Below are 15,321 nucleotides of genomic sequence, written 5' to 3' on the forward strand. Positions count from 1 at the left end.
GGGGCGAAACTGATTACCGCAGCGCCGGCTTGCCGAAAATCATCGGCAGGAACTCGCCGAGCCAGCGCTTGAGGTGCATGTCCCAGATCAGCCGGCCGCCGAGATGGTCGCGGCCGGGCTGCGCGCCGGGCAGTTCGAAGCGGTGCGCGCCGCGCACCACCCAGCGCTGCATCATCGCCCGGGTCAATTCGCCATGGAACTGAATGCCCCAGGCATTGTCGCCATAGCGGAAGGCCTGGTTGGGATAGGTTTCGGCCGTCGCCAAAAGCGTCGCGTCCTTCGGCAGCGAAAACCCTTCGCGATGGAACTGATAGACCATCTCCGGCCAATGCATCAGCCTGCTGCCCGCTTCGGTTGCCTTCAGCGGATACCAGCCGATTTCGACGAGGCCCTCGCCATGGCCCTCGACCCTGCCGCCAAGATGCTTGACCAGCATTTGCGCGCCGAGGCAGATGCCAAGCAGCGGCCGGTTCTCGTTGAGCGGAATTTTGAGCCAGTCGGTCTCGCGGCGGACGAACTCGTCGCCGTCATTGGCGCTCATCGGCCCGCCGAACACCACGGCGCCGGCATGGCCATCCAGCGTCTGCGGCAAGGCCTCGCCGAGCGGCGGTCGGCGGATGTCGAGGTCGAAGCCTTCCTCGATAAGCATATGGCCGACCCGTCCGGGGCTCGAATGCTCCTGATGCAGCACGATCAGGATCTTTGGTCTCGGACTTGGCTTGGGCGGCATTGGAAGGCGGGATCCTGTCTATTCGTCGCTTGAGGTTCCGGCAGCACCAGGAGCCGCGGCGGCCGCCTTGAGGCGCGCCTCGACACGGTCGCGACGTTCGACGCCGATCAGCTCGGCGACCCGCCACACGGTATTGTCCTCGAGCTCGTGCAGCTCGCCATCGGCATAGACGATCTCCCACATCAGGCCGATGAAGGCCTTTCGCGCCTCGGCGTCGAGATGGCGCTTGAGCACGCTGGTGAAAGCGTAGAGGTCGATCGCCTCATTGTCGGCCCGCTCGCCGGCAGCCGCCAACGCGTCGAGTTCGTCGCCGCTGATCGAGTAGCTTTCCGCCAGCACCTTCTTGAACCGTTCCCATTCGGTATCCTGGCGCACCCCGTCGGCGTTCATCACGTGAAAAAGCAGGGCGGACGCGGCAATGCGGGGATCGTCGGCGCTGGGGCTGGCGCCACCACCGGACGGCAGATCCCTTAGAAACGACAAAACGCGTTCGAACATCAAATCATTCCCAATAAGCCCGGGTCCACTCGACCCTGATCAGAACAAACGAAACCGGCGCGTCGATTTATCCGCCGCGTCGTCTGGATCGACGCCGGGGTCGTCGGGCAGCCGCGTCAGCTCCTGCGCCGGCTCGACGGCCTCGGCATCTTCCGGCACTTGGGCAAACGCCGCCGCGGTGATTGGTGTCACATGATCCTCGCCGGCACGGTCGTCCGTCTTCTCCTCGGTCGCTGTGCCCGGTGTCTCCGCCGTGTGCTCGATCGTCCCGGCTCTTTCCTGTACCGGCCTGGCTGGAGCCGCGATGGCCGGCACCGGCGCCTCCGGCGTATCCTCATGACCGTCGATCAACTGCCCGAGCCGCTCCATCGGCGCCCGCCATTCGAATGCATCGAGCCTGCCGGTGATCGGCGATACCGGAGCCCAGCGTTCGGAGACGACGCCGTCGGCGACCCAGGCCGGGTCGCGCGGCGCTCTCACCGCTTTCGACAGCAACTGCCGCACCTTGCCCTGGTCGGCGGTTTCGGCCTCCTCGATATCGGCCAGCAGCAGATAGGCGCCTTCGCGGCGATCCATGCGGATGGCGGCTTCCGACTCCCGGCGGGCGGTTGAAAAATCCTGCGCATCTAGCGCGGCGCGCGCCACGGCAAGCGAGGACTCGGCATGGTTCTTCTTCAGCTCCTGCAGCTTCTTTGCCCGGTTCAGCCGGTCGAGCACGGCATCGCCCGGCCTGGCATGGGTGTAGAGCTCGGCGATCTCCGGATGCGGCTCGGCCTTCCACGCCGCCTCGAGGATTTTCGAGCCTTTGCGCACGTCGTTCTGCCTAAACAGCAATTTCGCCGCGACGACCGCCGCCGGCGCGAAATCCGGCCGCAGCCGGTTGGCTTCCAGAGCCGCCGTCCGGGCGGCATTGGCATCGCTGTCGATCAGCGCCTGCGCCTTGGCGGTCAGCAGCACGACGCGGCGCCGGTTGGCGGCGTCACGCTCGATCTGCCGGGTCGACTTCTGGGCGTCGACCAGTTTCAGCGCGCCATCCCAGTCGCCGCGTCCGGTCAGGTCTTCCAGCGTCGATTCGGCCGCCCAGGCCAGTTGCGGCGCCACCGCCGCGGCACGGCCGGCATAGTGGCGGGCTGCGTTGCGGTCGCCGAGCCGCTCGGCCTCGAGATAAAGCCCGCGCAGGCCGAGCAGCCGCATTTCGGGATCATCGAGCATGGTCTCGAACTTTTCGCGGGCGCCTTCATGGTCGCCTTCGAGCAGCGAGGCCTGCGCGTCGAGCAGCTGGATCAGTGGCTCCTGATCGGAGCGGATCAGCTTTGCCGCTTCCTTGGTCTTCTTGCGGGCGAGCGCGCCGTCACCGGCGCCGGCGGCGATCATCCCGGTCGACAGCGCCTGGTAGCCGCGGTCGCGGCGACGCACGCGGAAATAGCGCGAGATCGTATAGGGGCTGTTCCACAGCGCCTTGACCAGCCACCAGACGATCATCACCGCGGCAACCACGGCAACGACCGCCACCGCCGCGACCATCAGGCTGACCTGGTATTGATAGCCGTTGAAGGTGACGAGCATTTCGCCCGGCCGGTCGGCCAGCCAGGCGAAGCCGAGCCCGAGCGCAAAGACGACGGCAAGGAAGGCGAGGATGCGGATCATTGGGTTCCTCACGCCTTCATTGCGCCGGCGATGAGCGAATCGATCTGCGTCTCGACCTCCATCCGCATTTTCAGCTTGCCGGCAAAGTCGGCGCCGGCGGCCTTGGCCGCCTCAGGCAGGGTTTCGTATTCGCTGAGCGCCTTGGCGTAGTCGCCCTGGTTGACCGCGACCTCCATGCGCGCGACGGTTTCCGGAACGCCGGTGCCTTCGACGGCGCCGATCGGCCTGACCTTGACCAGCGATTCGGCGCTGGACAGCAGCTTCTGCAGGATGCCGGCATTCTGGTCGATGGGCGTCGCGGCAGCGACCATCGCGTTGGCGGCGCCGTCCGCTTCGGCGGCGATCTCGGAGCGCATCGGGACGCCCTTTTCGGCATAGGTGCGCAACGTCGCGATCTCGGGTGCATCGGGTGAGATCGCGGCAAAGGTTTCGAGCTCGGCGGCGAACGGTGCACCACGGTCGAGCGCTGCCTTGAGCGCCGAAGCGGCAATGGCCAGTGCGATCTTCGGCTGCGAAGCCTGTGCATCGACCTTGCCCGAGATCTGTGAAACCGACTGTTCCAGGGCCGCAAGCCGGCTGTCCTGCGCCTTTGTCGTCTCGCCGGCCGATTTCACCAGCGCATCGAGCGCGGCCAGCCTTTCGTTGAGCGGGCCGAGATCGACCGGCGCCGTACCGCCGGCCTTGCCGAGGGCCGCAACCGCCGTCTCGATCTGCCTTATCTTGTCGCCAAGTGCTGCCAGGCCGGCATTGTCGCCGGCACCGCCTTGCTCGACCGCCGACTTCAACGTCGCAACGTCCGCCCTCACCTGATCCAGCGCCGCCGACAGCCCGTCCACCTTGGCCGATGCGTCATTGTTGGCGCCGGCCTGTCTGAGGTCCGCGACCTCGCGTTTCAGCGAAACGATCTCACCATTGACCGCGTCGAGCGACACGCCGCCCGACCCCGGCGCACCGAGCAGGCCGGCAAATTGCAGCCCGCCGGCCGCGGCGAGGGCGATGACGCCGCCGATAATACCGGCGGCGATGCCGTTGATGCCGCTTCGCTTCGGCTGCGCTGCCATATGGTCGTCCCTCGTCTCAGCTGTCTTCTCGCCGGAACCTGGGATCCCCGGTTCGTTGGCCCCGGTTCCGCTGGATGCATCTTCGAAACTGTAGTCGGAAACCGTGGAGCGCCCGGCCGGCGCATCCGAACCGGCGGGATAAGGGGTTTCCGCTTCCCTGGCAGAATCGACGCCGGCGTCCGCCGGCTCTTGCGTGCCGGCCGGCGCGGCTGCGTCGGCATGTTCCCATGGCTCGAGATCGGTCTGGTCCGCATGCACCGGCTCTTCAGGTGGCTCCGGCTGCGAGGCGTTCGCCGCTTCCTCGGCCCGCGCCTCGTCGGTCTGCGAGGTCACGGCATCCTGTTCGTCGGCGACTCGCGAGACGGCGCCAGGCTCAAGCTCGATGGTCACCGGCTCACGGCGGCTCTTGGAATGCCGCATCTTCGGCGTCTTGACCATGCTCGGGCTCCGCAAAATTCGCTTCGGGATGGTTTGAAGGGTCTAGCACATCACCAAGCGGTGAAAAGGGGCGGCGTGATGACGCCACGGCTTGGAGTTCAGTTTTGGCAAAACGCCGCAGGGCCGAATCCACGTTTCAAGCCAAGGCCCATCTCGGCACACAAAAAACCCGCCTCGGCGGGCGGGTCGTTGGAGCCAATTAGCACCATAACCAAATTACTAGCATAGCTGCCGGCACAAAGCAAGAACAAAATGTGCCCGAGCGCAGTCATCCACGTTGGGACTGCCCCTCATCGCCCTGCCGGGCACTTCTCCCCGTATAGTGACGGGGAGAAGGGCTGTCACGCGTCTCGACGCTTCTTCTGCAACGCCGGAGGTTGGCGAAATCCTCGGCGAAGGCACCCTCTCCCCGTCACTATACGGGAGAGGATGCCGGCAGGCAGGTGAGGGGCGGCGCCAATGTTTGGAACAAGCTGGCACAGAGCAGCGGCGGATGCCGGTCAGCGCGACGCCTGCAAAAGTCCCAGCAGCGCGTCCTCGCTGGGCTCAGGCGCAATCCGGATCTCGGCGACATCGCCCAAGGCCGCGGCGATGCGCCCCGATAATCCGAAAAAGCGCGTCTTTTCAAAAACACCGCGCAGCACCGGCCGGCTAGCCAGGGCCTGCATAGCGGTGGCCGCCTTGGCCGAATAGAGCAGCACCGCCTCGACCGGCCGGGCGGACAGGCGCGCAAGAACGGCCTCGTCGGAGTAATCCAACACAACGGTGTCGTAGGTCTCGACGGCGCGGACCTGAACGCCCGACGCCAACAGCCCTTCCTCGAAGCCGGGAAATCGCACCCGCCCGCAGAGATAGCAGATCGTCTGCCCCGCGTAACCGCCAGCAAGCGCATCGGCCAGCGCCTCGGCATTGCCCGGGCCTTCGCTGACCGACAGGAACCCGGCAGCGCGGGCGGCTTCCGCCGTCTTCCTGCCGACGGCGTGGCACGGCAAGCCGGCGAGCGCCGCGATGACCTCTTTCGGCGCATGGCGAACGCCGTTGGCGCTGGTGACCGCGACCGCCGCGGCGTCAGCGAGCGCGCCGGCATCGACCGGCAGCGCCACGGTTCCGGTCAATGGCAGCAGGATCGGCTGAAAGCCGGCATCCGCAAGCCGGCGCCCCGTGCGCGACGCGCCCGGTTCGGGCCTCGTCACAAGGACGCGGAGCATGTCAGGTCCAGCCATCGAAGAATTTTTCGTCGGCCTTGGCCCGAACGGTCGCCGCGGCTTCCGCGCCAATGCGCGCCGCCTCCTGCGCCGGCCCTTGCAGCCTGACTTCATGCGACTGCGTGCCATCGGGCGAGATGATCAGCCCGGCAAAGGAAACCGTTCCGCCCGATATCGTCGCATGTCCGGCGATCGGCGTGCGGCAGGACCCGTCGAGCGCCGCCAGGAAGGCGCGCTCGCAGGCCAGCGCTTCGCCGGTCGGCCCGTCGTGGATCGCTGCCAGCATCTGTTCCACGTCGCGGTCGCCGATGCGGCTTTCGATGCAGATCGCGCCTTGCCCCGGCGCCGGCGGAAAGACCTCGAGCGGCATCAGGTCGGTGACGACGTCTTCGAGCCCGAGCCGCTTCAGCCCGGCATAGGCTAGGATGGTGCCGTCGGCGATGCCGTCGTCGAGCTTGCGCAGCCGCGTCTGCACATTGCCGCGAAACATCACCACTTCGACGTCCGGCCGCATCCGCCGGATCAGCGCCTGGCGCCGCAGCGACGACGAACCGACCCTGGCGCCTTGCGGCAGGCCGGCAATCGTTCGCGCCGCCTTGCCGATGAAGGCATCGCGCGCGTCCTCGCGCGGCAGGAACGCGGACAGTTCCAGCCCCTCGGGCAACAGCGTCGGCATGTCCTTCGACGAATGCACGGCGATGTCGATGCGGCGCGCCAGCAGCGCCTCCTCGATCTCCTTGGTGAACAGGCCCTTGCCGCCGGCTTCCGACAGCGGCCGGTCCTGGATGCGGTCGCCGCTGGTCGAGATGACGACCACCTCGAAAGCTTCCGCCGGCATGCCATGCGCCGCCATCAGTCGCGCCTGCGTTTCATGCGCCTGCGCCAGCGCCAGCGGGCTGCCGCGTGTTCCGATTTTCAAGGTTGTTTGCATGACGCGCCGTCCGTGATAACCCCCGGCAGGTTTTCGGGTTTTCTCCTATCGGGGAAAGGCCGACAGTACAATCTGTACGATTTTTGGACAGCGACGAATTGATCCGCGTTCTGGGCATCGAGACGAGTTGCGATGAGACCGCCGCCAGCGTGGTGGCGCTGGACGGTCGCAGCACGCCGCAAATCCTGTCGAACATCGTGCTCAGCCAGATCGAGGAGCATGCTGCTTTCGGCGGCGTCGTGCCGGAGATCGCCGCGCGCGCCCATGTCGAGGCGCTCGACGGCATCATCGAGGCAGCGCTGGCCGATTCCGGCGTCGAGCTCGCCGACATCGATGCGATTGCCGCCACCGCCGGCCCCGGTCTTGTCGGCGGGCTGATCGTCGGCCTGATGACGGCCAAAGCAATCGCCGCGGCAGCAAAAAAACCGCTGATCGCCATCAACCATCTCGAAGGCCACGCGCTGACGGCCAGATTGACCGACGGGCTCGACTTTCCCTACCTCTTGCTGCTGGTCTCCGGCGGCCATACCCAGATCGTCGCCGTACGCGGCGTCGGCGACTACCAGCGCTGGGCGACGACGATCGATGACGCGCTTGGCGAGGCCTTCGACAAGACGGCCAAGATGCTCGGCCTGCCCTATCCGGGCGGACCGAATGTCGAGAAGGCGGCGGCAAATGGCGATGCGGCCCGTTTTGCCTTTCCGCGCCCGATGAAGGGCTCGGTGCAGCCCGATTTTTCCTTCTCCGGCCTCAAGACCGCGGTCCGCCAGGCAGCCACCGCGATCGCCCCGCTGAGCGACCAGGATGTTGCCGATATCTGCGCCTCGTTCCAGGCGGCGGTGGCGGATGCGCTGGGCGACCGTGTTGCGCGGGCGCTGACCCGGTTCCGTCAGCAATTCCCGGACAAGGCCGAGCCTGCATTGGTTGTCGCCGGCGGCGTGGCCGCCAATCGGACCATCAAGGCGACATTGCAGGGCCTGTGCGAGCAGGCCGGGTTCAGCTTCGTCGCGCCGCCGCTTAACCTCTGCACCGACAATGCGGCGATGATCGCCTGGGCCGGCATCGAGCGCTTGCGCGCCGGCATATCAGGTGAAAACGCCGCCGATTTCGTGCCGCGCTCGCGCTGGCCGCTGGACAGCGTCTCGGCCCCGATGGTCGGCTCGGGCCGGCGTGGGGCCAAGGCATGACCGGCAGCGGGCACAAGGCGCCAAGCGGCTGGCGCGTCGCCGTGCTCGGCGGCGGCGCCTGGGGCACGGCGCTGGCGCTGGCCACGCTGCGCGCCGGTCATTTCGTCCGCCTCTATGCGCGCGACCCGGAGACCGTCGCGGCGGTCGACCGTGGCGAAAACCCGCGCTATCTGCCGGGCATCGCGCTCGATCCCGGCATCGTGGCGACGAGCGACATCGAGGCGGCGCTCGACGGTGCCGACTGCGTTCTGGCGGTAGCGCCGGCGCAATCGTTGCGAATTATGCTGACGGCCGCGTCCAGCCATATGCCGAAAGGCGTCCCGCTGGTCCTCTGCGCCAAGGGCATCGAGCGCGACACCGGCGCGCTGCTATCGTCCATCACCGAGGAAATACTGCCGGCAAATCCGGTCGCCGCTTTGTCCGGCCCAAGCTTTGCCACCGACGTCGCCAGGGGCTTGCCGACGGCCGTCGTGGTCGCCGCCCGCGACGAGGCTCTGGCCACCGACCTTGCCGCCCGCTTTTCGGCGGAAAATCTGCGCTGTTATTCGAGCGACGATCTAATCGGCGTCGAGATCGGCGGCGCGCTGAAGAACGTCTTTGCCATTGCCGCGGGTGCCGTCACCGGCGCCGAGCTCGGTGCCAGCGCCCAGGCGGCGATGGTGACGCGCGGCTTCGTCGAATTGCGCCGCATCGGCGCCGCCTTTGGCGCCAAGCCGGAGACGCTGATGGGGCTTTCCGGCCTCGGCGACCTGCTGCTCACCTGCTCGTCCGCGCAGTCGCGCAATTTCGCCTATGGGCTGGCGCTGGGGCAAGGCAAGCCGCTTGCCGGCCTGCCTTTGGCCGAAGGCGTGCCGACGGCGGCAATCGCCGCCCGCATCGCCGGCGAGCGCCGGATCGACGCGCCGATCATCGCCGCCGTCGCCGCCATACTGGACGGCACCATAACCATAGACCAGGCCGTGTCGGCGTTGATGACAAGGCCGCTCAAAACCGAAACCGACATGTGATCGCGAACGATTGCGGAGATGGAAAGATGCTGTTTGCGTTGATTTGCAAGGACAAGCCAGGAAGGCTGCAGGTGCGGCTCGATACGCGGCCCAAGCACCTTGCCTTCCTGGAAGGGCTGAACGGCGACAAGAAATTGGCCTTCGCCGGCCCGTTCCTCGACGCCGACGGCAAGCCGAACGGCACTCTCGCCGTTGTCGAGGCGCCCGATCTGGCTGCGGCAAGAGCCCTGTCGGCGGCCGATCCCTATACCAAGGCAGGGCTGTTCGAAAGCGTCGAAATCCGGCAGTGGAACTGGAGCTTCAACAAACCTGTGAGTGAATGATCGTTCGTTCGCGCTGCCCCTCATCCGCCTGCCGGCACCTTCTCCCCGTGAAGAACGGGGAGAAGGGAGAAGCTCCAGCGCTGGCGACCCCTCTCCCCGTCCTTACGGAGAGAGGGTAAGGGTGAGGGGCAGCGCCAACGCTGGATAGCGACAAACCGACAACGGCAACGGGACAACTGAGATGAACTACTGGCTGTTCAAATCCGAACCTTCGGTCTTCTCCTTCGAGGACCTCAAGGCCAAGGGCAAGGCCGGCACGCAATGGGACGGCGTGCGCAATTATGCGGCGCGCAACAACATGAAGGCGATGCAGATCGGCGATCTCGGCTTCTTCTACCATTCCAATGACGGGCTGGACATCGTCGGCATCGCCGAAGTCTGCGCTCTGGCCCATCAGGACAGCACCACCGACGATCCCCGCTGGGAGTGCGTCGACATCCGCGCCTTCAAGGCCATGCCGAAGCCGGTGACGCTGGAGCAAGCCAAGGCCAATCAAAAGCTGGCCGACATGGCGCTGGTGCGGCTTGGGCGGCTGTCTGTGCAGCCGGTGACGCCGGCCGAATGGCAAGAGGTTTGCCGCATGGGCGGCCTGACGCCGGCGCCATGACGGCGCTGACGCCGGACAGCGCCAGGAAATTCATCCTCGACAACACGGCGCTGATGGCGCCGCCACATGTGCCGGAGATCCGCCTGCAGCTGGCCGACGAGGCGCACGAACTGTGGCGGCGGACCGAGGACGAGCTGACCGAAATCGGCCTGCCGCCGCCCTTCTGGGCTTTTGCCTGGGCCGGCGGCCAAGGCCTTGCCCGCTACATCCTAGACAATCCGGCGGCGGTGCGCGGCAAGCGCGTGCTGGACTTCGCCTCCGGCTCCGGCCTTGTCGCCATTGCCGCGGTGAAGGCCGGAGCTGCCGAGGTGATCGCCGCCGATATCGACCCGTTCTGCGCGACCGCCATCCGCCTCAATGCCGAGGCAAATGGGACCGAGATAAAATTCCTCATCGGCGACTGCATCGGCAGCGATGCCGGCTGGGACTTGGTGCTGGCCGGCGACGTCTTCTACGACAAAACTTTCGCCGACAGGCTGATGCCATGGTTCGTCGCGCTGAAGGCGCGCGGCGCCGACATTCTCGTCGGCGATCCCGGCCGCTCCTATCTGCCGAGGGCGGGACTGGAGCCGCTTGCCGTCTATCAAGTGGCGGTGACCCGGGCGCTGGAGGACGCCGAGGTCAAGCGCACCACCGTCTGGCGTCTTGCTTGACGGCATCGCCGAACAGGCGTTCCATCGCGCAATCGACCGGAGGGAACCATGGATTTTTCAGCAATCAATTGGCTGGCGGTAATCGTCGCCGCCGTCGTGGCGTGGTTGTTCGGCGGGGCCTGGTACATGGGCTTGAGCAAGCCGTGGCTGAAGGCCGCCAAGCTTGATCCGGCGACGATGAGCAAATCGATGCTGCCCTTCGTCGTCTCCTTCATCGCGGAGCTCGTCATGGCGCTGGTCATGTCGCTGATCATCGGCGCCGTAACCGGCGGCGAGCCGAGCCTGCTTGCCGGGGTGATCTTCGGCTTCGTTCTCTGGCTGGGGTTCGTCGCCACCACGCTTTCGGTCAACCATCGCTACGAAGGTTTCGGCTGGGATCTGACGCTCATCGATGTTGGTCACTGGCTCGGCGTGCTGCTTCTCATCGGGGCGGTGATCGGCTGGTTCGGCGCGGCGGCGACAGGCTGACCGTCAGGTCGGCGTCTTGGCGATTTCCTCGAGGAGCCAAGCGCGAAAGGCGACGATGCGCGCATCGTTCGCCGCAGTCTCGGGATAGACCAGGAAATAGGCGAATTCGGGCGCGACCTTGATGCCGAGTTCGAACGGCCGGATCAGCCTACCTTCCGAAAGGTCGTTTGCCACCATGGCGAAATCGGCGAGCGCGACCGCGTTGCCGTCGAGCGCGGCCTGGACGGCATCCGTCGAATTGCCGAACACGATGGTCCGGCTGTCGTCGAAATCGTCGACGCCCGCCGCCGCCATCCACATGCTCCAGTTCGGCCAGGTGACGCCCTGGCGCGACCACTCGATATGGGCCAGCGTATGATGGAACAGGTCGCGCGGCTCCTTGAGCGGCGGCCCTGACCGCAGCAAGGCCGGGCTGCAGACGGGGATGATGACGTTTTCGAACAGCCGGTGCGAGCGAAGCCCCGGATATTTGCCGGTGCCGAAACGGATGCCGAGATCGACGTCGTCGCGATCGAAGTCGCGCACCTCGTAACTGATGTCGAAACGCAGCTCGATTGCCGCATGCTGCTTGCGAAAATCGTCGACGCGCCGCATCAGCCACTTCGTCGCGAATTGCGCATCGAGGGTGACCTTCAGCAGCGCCGATCCGCGCGCCGCCTTCTGCGCCCGTGAGACGGCCCGGCCAAGCAGGTCGAGCGCATCGGTCGAAGCTTCGAACAGCACCGCGCCCGCCTCGGTCAGCCGGATCGTGCGGCTGGTGCGTGTGAACAGCACGATGCCGAGCTGATCCTCGATTTCCTTGATCTGATGGCTGACCGCTGCCGGCGTCAGGCCGAGCTCGTCGGCGGCGCGGGTGAAATTGAGGTGCCGCGCCGCTGCCTCCAGCGTCCGCAGCGCACGGGTTCCAGGCAGCAGGCGCGCCATTAATGCCAGACGAGGAGGGTTCGGTCGAGCATTCCAATCCTCAAACAAAACTTGAAGATGCAGAAAAAACTACTCGTTTCTCGTTTGAATTTCAATCCGCCATGCTCTGAGCATCGAAGAAACATCAAACCGGATTTGATGTCCGGAGAAGCGGATTGCACCATGTCTGACATCACCTTGCGCTCGGTAACCCTCCGCCCGGCCTGGCTGCGCGCCGTGCTTGACTGGTTTCGCCATGCAAAAATCGCCGTCAATCTCCCCTGCGAGAATGTCGAGGATCTCTCCGATCGCCAGCTGCGCGACATCGGCGGCGAACGCAAGGACATCGCACGCGCCATGGACCGCGAACTCGGCCGGCTCGGCCTTCTCGACATCGGTTGGCAGGGGAGTAGGGGAGTAGGGGAGTAGGGGAGTAGGAAAGCTAAGCGGCGCGCCCGCGCCTGTCTTACCCTTACTGCCCTATTCCCCTACCCCCTTATTCCCCTACTCCCTTACCTCACCACCCTTACCACCGTCCGCTCCGACAGCAGCGGCAGCAGCCGCGCCATGGTGCGGGCTGTTACCGCGACGCAGCCTTGCGTCGGCGTGAAGCCGGGGCGCGCCAGGTGGAAGAAGATGGCGCTGCCGCGCCCGCGCCGGCGCGGCACAATGTTCCAGTCCAGCACCAGGCAGGCGTCATAGAGATCGTCGGTGCGCAGCATCCGCTCATGGCTGGCGCCATAGGGGATTTTGACCGGGCGGTTGTAGTTGCGGTCCCCAGGCACTTCGCACCAGCCGAGGTCGCGGCCGATCGGCGTCATCGCCAGCCGCGTCCGGCGGCCGCCGGCAAAACGGTCGCCGCGAAAATATCCCGACAATATCCGCATCGAGGCAAGCGGCGTGGCGCCGTCGCCCTCGCGCTTGCCGGCCGAGATGCCGCCATGCCCCAGCGCACATGGAAACACCAGTTTGCCGGCCTGCAGAAAGCCGTGGCTGGGTTGGCCGGGGCGCGCGCGCACGGTGAGCACGGTGAGCCCTTTCGGCAAAATTGCGCCGACTGCATTGCGATCGTGTTTTTTCTTGTATGATCGTGCCACGGAACAAATCACTGTGAACGGCTGTTGTGCCGGTCAGCTTCCGCATAAACAGGCAGCGGTCAACTGAAATCTCTTTTCAAAACAACGGATTGATCCATGACTTCACGCACCATTCTGATCGTCGACGACGATGACGACCTGCGCGGCACCCTTGTCGAGCAATTGTCGCTTTATGAGGAATTCGATGTCCTGCAGGAAGCGACCGCCGCCAAAGGCGTCGCCACGGCGCGTGGCGGGCTCATCGACCTGCTCATCATGGATGTCGGCCTGCCCGACATGGATGGCCGCGAGGCGGTAAAGATATTGCGCAAGGGCGGCTACAAGGCGCCGATCATCATGCTGACCGGCCATGATACCGATTCCGACACCATCCTTGGCCTCGAGGCCGGCGCCAACGACTATGTGACGAAGCCGTTCCGTTTTGCCGTGCTGCTGGCCCGCATCCGCGCGCAGTTGCGCCAGCACGAACAGAGCGAGGACGCCACTTTCTCGGTCGGCCCCTACACGTTCAAGCCCAGCCAGAAGCTTCTGATCGACCCGCGCGGCGCCAAGGTGCGGTTGACCGAAAAGGAAGCCTCGATCATCAAATATCTCTACCGTGCCGACCAGAAGGTGGTGACCCGCGACGTGCTGCTGGAGGAAGTCTGGGGCTACAATTCCGGCGTCACCACGCATACGCTCGAAACTCACGTCTACCGGCTGCGCCAGAAGATCGAGCGCGATCCTTCCAACGCGGAAATTCTCGTGACAGAAAGCGGCGGCTACAAGCTGGTTCCTTAAACATTTCATTATTCAAATAAGCGATCCGGGCGGGGCGCTTTTCGGGTACGGTCCTGAGCTGGAGGTGGGTCTGGATCGAACTCGCGGAGGCATCGGGTCCAAGGAGCGGAACCGATTTTTGAAACGCCTTGCGCGTCCGGCGGACGCGCGGCGCTCTAAGGGAGGAGTGGGACTGACGGTTCGGGGACATAGCTAGATGGCGCTGGATGACGACATCCGCATCCTGTCCACCGTGAGGCTCTTCGAGGGCTTTACGCAGGAACAGCTGCGTCTGCTCGCCTTCGGCGCCGAAACCACCAAGTTGCAAGCCGACCACAAGCTTTACCGCGAGGATGACGCGGCCGATTGCGCCTATATCGTGATCAGCGGCCGCATCGTCCTCTACCGCGAGCACGATTGCGAGCGCATCCCGATCGGCACCGCCGGCCCCGGCACCATGCTCAGCGAACTGGCGCTGATCGCCGATACCAACCGGCTGACCAGCGCCTCCGCCGAAATCGATTCGGAAGTGCTGCGGCTCAGCCGCAAGATGTTCCGCCGCATCCTTGAGGAATACCCGGAGCTGGCGGTTCACCTACACCAACGCATCTCGGAGGATTTCCAGGCGATGATCCGCCGCATCGAGGAACTTGGGCCGCGTTTTGCCGGCTAATGTAGGCCTCTGGCCTAGCCAGATTGGAACCGCGAGGGCTCAAGGCCGGTGCGTTGCGGAAACAAGCTCGGCCTTGCGCCGTGCCGTCTCCAGTCCGAGCGCAATGAAGCGGCGCGCATGTTTGGCCAGCTCGATGTTGTCGGTCCACAGATTGCGCCAGATCGCGGTTTTCCGCGACAGGTTCTCGTCGACGATTTCCGAGGAGAAGGATTCGAAGCTGAGGTCGTCGCTGTAGCCGATGGCGGTCAGCGCATCGAATATCGCGGCAAAATCGATATTGCCGGTGCCGAGGAAACCGCGATGGCTCTCGCCGATATGGACATAGCCGATCTTCCCGGCCGCATTGCGAATGGCCAAGCCGACATCGGCCTCCTCGATGTTCATGTGGAAGCTGTCGAGATGCAGGAAGATATTGTCGGAGCCGCTGTCCGCGATGAAGGCCATGCCTTGCGCGGCGGTGTTGAGCAGATTGCTTTCGAAGCGGTTGACGATTTCGAGGTTGAGGGTGACGCCGGCTGATTTTGCCGTGTCCGCCACCTCGGCCAGCGTGCCGGCGCTGCGGTTCCACTGGTCACGCGTCGGCGCCTCGCTCTGCAAGCCGTGGCTGGTGCTGAGGATGCCGGCAACCTTCTGGCCGCTGAGATCGCGGGTCAGCGCGATCGTACGTTCCAGGATTTCAACGCCGTGCGCGGCAATCGTTTTGTCGGCGCTCGAAATATCGCCGTCGGCCGGCAATCCAATGCTGATCGCAACGCCGAGGCCGAGATCGGCGATCCGCTTGGCCAAGCCGTCAATGTCGACATTGGCGGGGTCGAGATAGGAGAATTCGATCAGGTCGAAGCCGGCTTCCCTGGTGTTGGCCAGCGTCCGCTCGAGGTCGCCCTGCGCCGAGCTCGCCGACCAGACGAATGAGTGGATTCCGATGCGCGACATGATCGTCTCCGGTTATTTCCAGCTGACCCAAGTCCAAAGCGGTTTTGGCAATCCAATGCTCGGACAAAAAGGTGGGGCCGGGCAGCCCCGCCGCCCCCCGGGTGGGGGGGGTTGCGCGCTGGGGTGCAGCCCCTGTTATGCTTGAAATATGTCTGTTTTTAAAAAAAACCCGCCCCCCCGACCGCGATACAGGACGTTGTG

General features: G+C 65.3%; 18 protein-coding genes. 9 read left to right on the forward strand and 9 right to left on the reverse strand.

Going from position 1 to position 15,321, the window contains the following annotated elements; genetic code table 11:
* Positions 1–13: 13 nt before the first annotated feature.
* The 6 genes from NKI59_RS14610 to hemC all read right to left on the reverse strand — a co-directional run bounded on the left by NKI59_RS14610 (position 14) and on the right by hemC (position 6,510).
* Positions 14–730: a glutamine amidotransferase gene (locus NKI59_RS14610; RefSeq protein WP_292657163.1), complete on the reverse strand. Its 717-nt coding sequence runs from the start codon at positions 728–730 to the stop codon at positions 14–16.
* An 18-nt stretch (positions 731–748) separates the two neighbouring features.
* Positions 749–1,228 carry a tellurite resistance TerB family protein gene (locus tag NKI59_RS14615; protein WP_023678200.1) on the reverse strand — a complete coding sequence of 160 codons (480 nt, stop codon included), beginning with the start codon at positions 1,226–1,228 and terminating at the stop codon, positions 749–751.
* A 39-nt stretch (positions 1,229–1,267) separates the two neighbouring features.
* Positions 1,268–2,875 (reverse strand): heme biosynthesis protein HemY, encoded by a 1,608-nt coding sequence (locus NKI59_RS14620; protein WP_352704962.1) that lies wholly within the window; start codon positions 2,873–2,875, stop codon positions 1,268–1,270.
* An 8-nt stretch (positions 2,876–2,883) separates the two neighbouring features.
* Entirely contained in the window at positions 2,884–4,374 is a 1,491-nt protein-coding gene (locus NKI59_RS14625) for a COG4223 family protein (protein WP_352704964.1), read from the reverse strand.
* Between the two features lie 500 nt (positions 4,375–4,874).
* Entirely contained in the window at positions 4,875–5,582 is a 708-nt protein-coding gene (locus tag NKI59_RS14630; RefSeq protein ID WP_352704966.1) for a uroporphyrinogen-III synthase, read from the reverse strand.
* A gap of 1 nt (position 5,583) precedes the next feature.
* On the reverse strand, positions 5,584–6,510 hold the full coding sequence (gene hemC / locus NKI59_RS14635) for a hydroxymethylbilane synthase (protein ID WP_352704968.1): 927 nt from the start codon (positions 6,508–6,510) through the stop codon (positions 5,584–5,586).
* A 101-nt stretch (positions 6,511–6,611) separates the two neighbouring features.
* Here hemC and tsaD point away from each other — a divergent pair, with 101 nt between their 5' ends.
* From tsaD to NKI59_RS14665, 6 genes are all read left to right on the forward strand, one after another.
* Positions 6,612–7,697: a tRNA (adenosine(37)-N6)-threonylcarbamoyltransferase complex transferase subunit TsaD gene (gene tsaD / locus NKI59_RS14640; protein WP_352705000.1), complete on the forward strand. Its 1,086-nt coding sequence runs from the start codon at positions 6,612–6,614 to the stop codon at positions 7,695–7,697.
* Positions 7,694–8,704, forward strand: a complete 1,011-nt coding sequence (locus NKI59_RS14645; RefSeq protein WP_352704970.1) for an NAD(P)H-dependent glycerol-3-phosphate dehydrogenase — start codon at positions 7,694–7,696, stop codon at positions 8,702–8,704. Before tsaD ends, NKI59_RS14645 begins: the two co-directional genes overlap by 4 nt.
* Positions 8,705–8,730: 26 nt before the next feature.
* Positions 8,731–9,027: a YciI-like protein gene (locus NKI59_RS14650; protein ID WP_352704972.1), complete on the forward strand. Its 297-nt coding sequence runs from the start codon at positions 8,731–8,733 to the stop codon at positions 9,025–9,027.
* Between the two features lie 181 nt (positions 9,028–9,208).
* Complete coding sequence (locus tag NKI59_RS14655) at positions 9,209–9,634, forward strand: EVE domain-containing protein (RefSeq protein WP_352456302.1); 426 nt, start codon at positions 9,209–9,211, stop codon at positions 9,632–9,634.
* Positions 9,631–10,287: a class I SAM-dependent methyltransferase gene (locus tag NKI59_RS14660; protein WP_352705002.1), complete on the forward strand. Its 657-nt coding sequence runs from the start codon at positions 9,631–9,633 to the stop codon at positions 10,285–10,287. The genes NKI59_RS14655 and NKI59_RS14660 overlap by 4 nt, the downstream gene beginning before the upstream one ends.
* 48 nt (positions 10,288–10,335) lie before the next feature.
* Positions 10,336–10,755: a DUF1761 domain-containing protein gene (locus NKI59_RS14665; RefSeq protein WP_352704974.1), complete on the forward strand. Its 420-nt coding sequence runs from the start codon at positions 10,336–10,338 to the stop codon at positions 10,753–10,755.
* A gap of 3 nt (positions 10,756–10,758) precedes the next feature.
* Here NKI59_RS14665 and gcvA read toward each other — a convergent pair whose 3' ends face one another.
* A complete protein-coding gene (gcvA, locus tag NKI59_RS14670; RefSeq protein ID WP_352704976.1) occupies positions 10,759–11,679 on the reverse strand; it encodes a transcriptional regulator GcvA in 921 nt (306 codons plus the stop codon).
* Between the two features lie 162 nt (positions 11,680–11,841).
* Here gcvA and NKI59_RS14675 point away from each other — a divergent pair, with 162 nt between their 5' ends.
* The gene (locus NKI59_RS14675) at positions 11,842–12,087 is read left to right on the forward strand and encodes a hypothetical protein (RefSeq protein ID WP_352704978.1); all 246 of its coding nucleotides are present in this window, start codon (positions 11,842–11,844) and stop codon (positions 12,085–12,087) included.
* An 83-nt stretch (positions 12,088–12,170) separates the two neighbouring features.
* Here the strand turns inward: NKI59_RS14675 and NKI59_RS14680 are convergent, their stop codons facing one another.
* Entirely contained in the window at positions 12,171–12,707 is a 537-nt protein-coding gene (locus NKI59_RS14680) for a L,D-transpeptidase family protein (protein WP_352705004.1), read from the reverse strand.
* 144 nt (positions 12,708–12,851) lie between these two features.
* On the opposite strand from NKI59_RS14680, the gene NKI59_RS14685 reads away from it, so the two are divergent.
* Positions 12,852–13,535 (forward strand): response regulator transcription factor, encoded by a 684-nt coding sequence (locus NKI59_RS14685; protein WP_023680479.1) that lies wholly within the window; start codon positions 12,852–12,854, stop codon positions 13,533–13,535.
* A 196-nt stretch (positions 13,536–13,731) separates the two neighbouring features.
* Complete coding sequence (locus NKI59_RS14690; protein ID WP_352704980.1) at positions 13,732–14,187, forward strand: cyclic nucleotide-binding domain-containing protein; 456 nt, start codon at positions 13,732–13,734, stop codon at positions 14,185–14,187.
* Between the two features lie 39 nt (positions 14,188–14,226).
* On the opposite strand, the gene NKI59_RS14695 is transcribed toward NKI59_RS14690, so the two are convergent.
* Positions 14,227–15,120, reverse strand: coding sequence for a sugar phosphate isomerase/epimerase family protein (locus tag NKI59_RS14695; RefSeq protein ID WP_352704982.1), 894 nt, complete (start codon positions 15,118–15,120; stop codon positions 14,227–14,229).
* Positions 15,121–15,321 lie beyond the last annotated feature (201 nt).

It is taken from the genome of Mesorhizobium sp. M0598, assembly GCF_040320865.1.
In the GTDB taxonomy this organism is placed as follows: domain Bacteria; phylum Pseudomonadota; class Alphaproteobacteria; order Rhizobiales; family Rhizobiaceae; genus Mesorhizobium.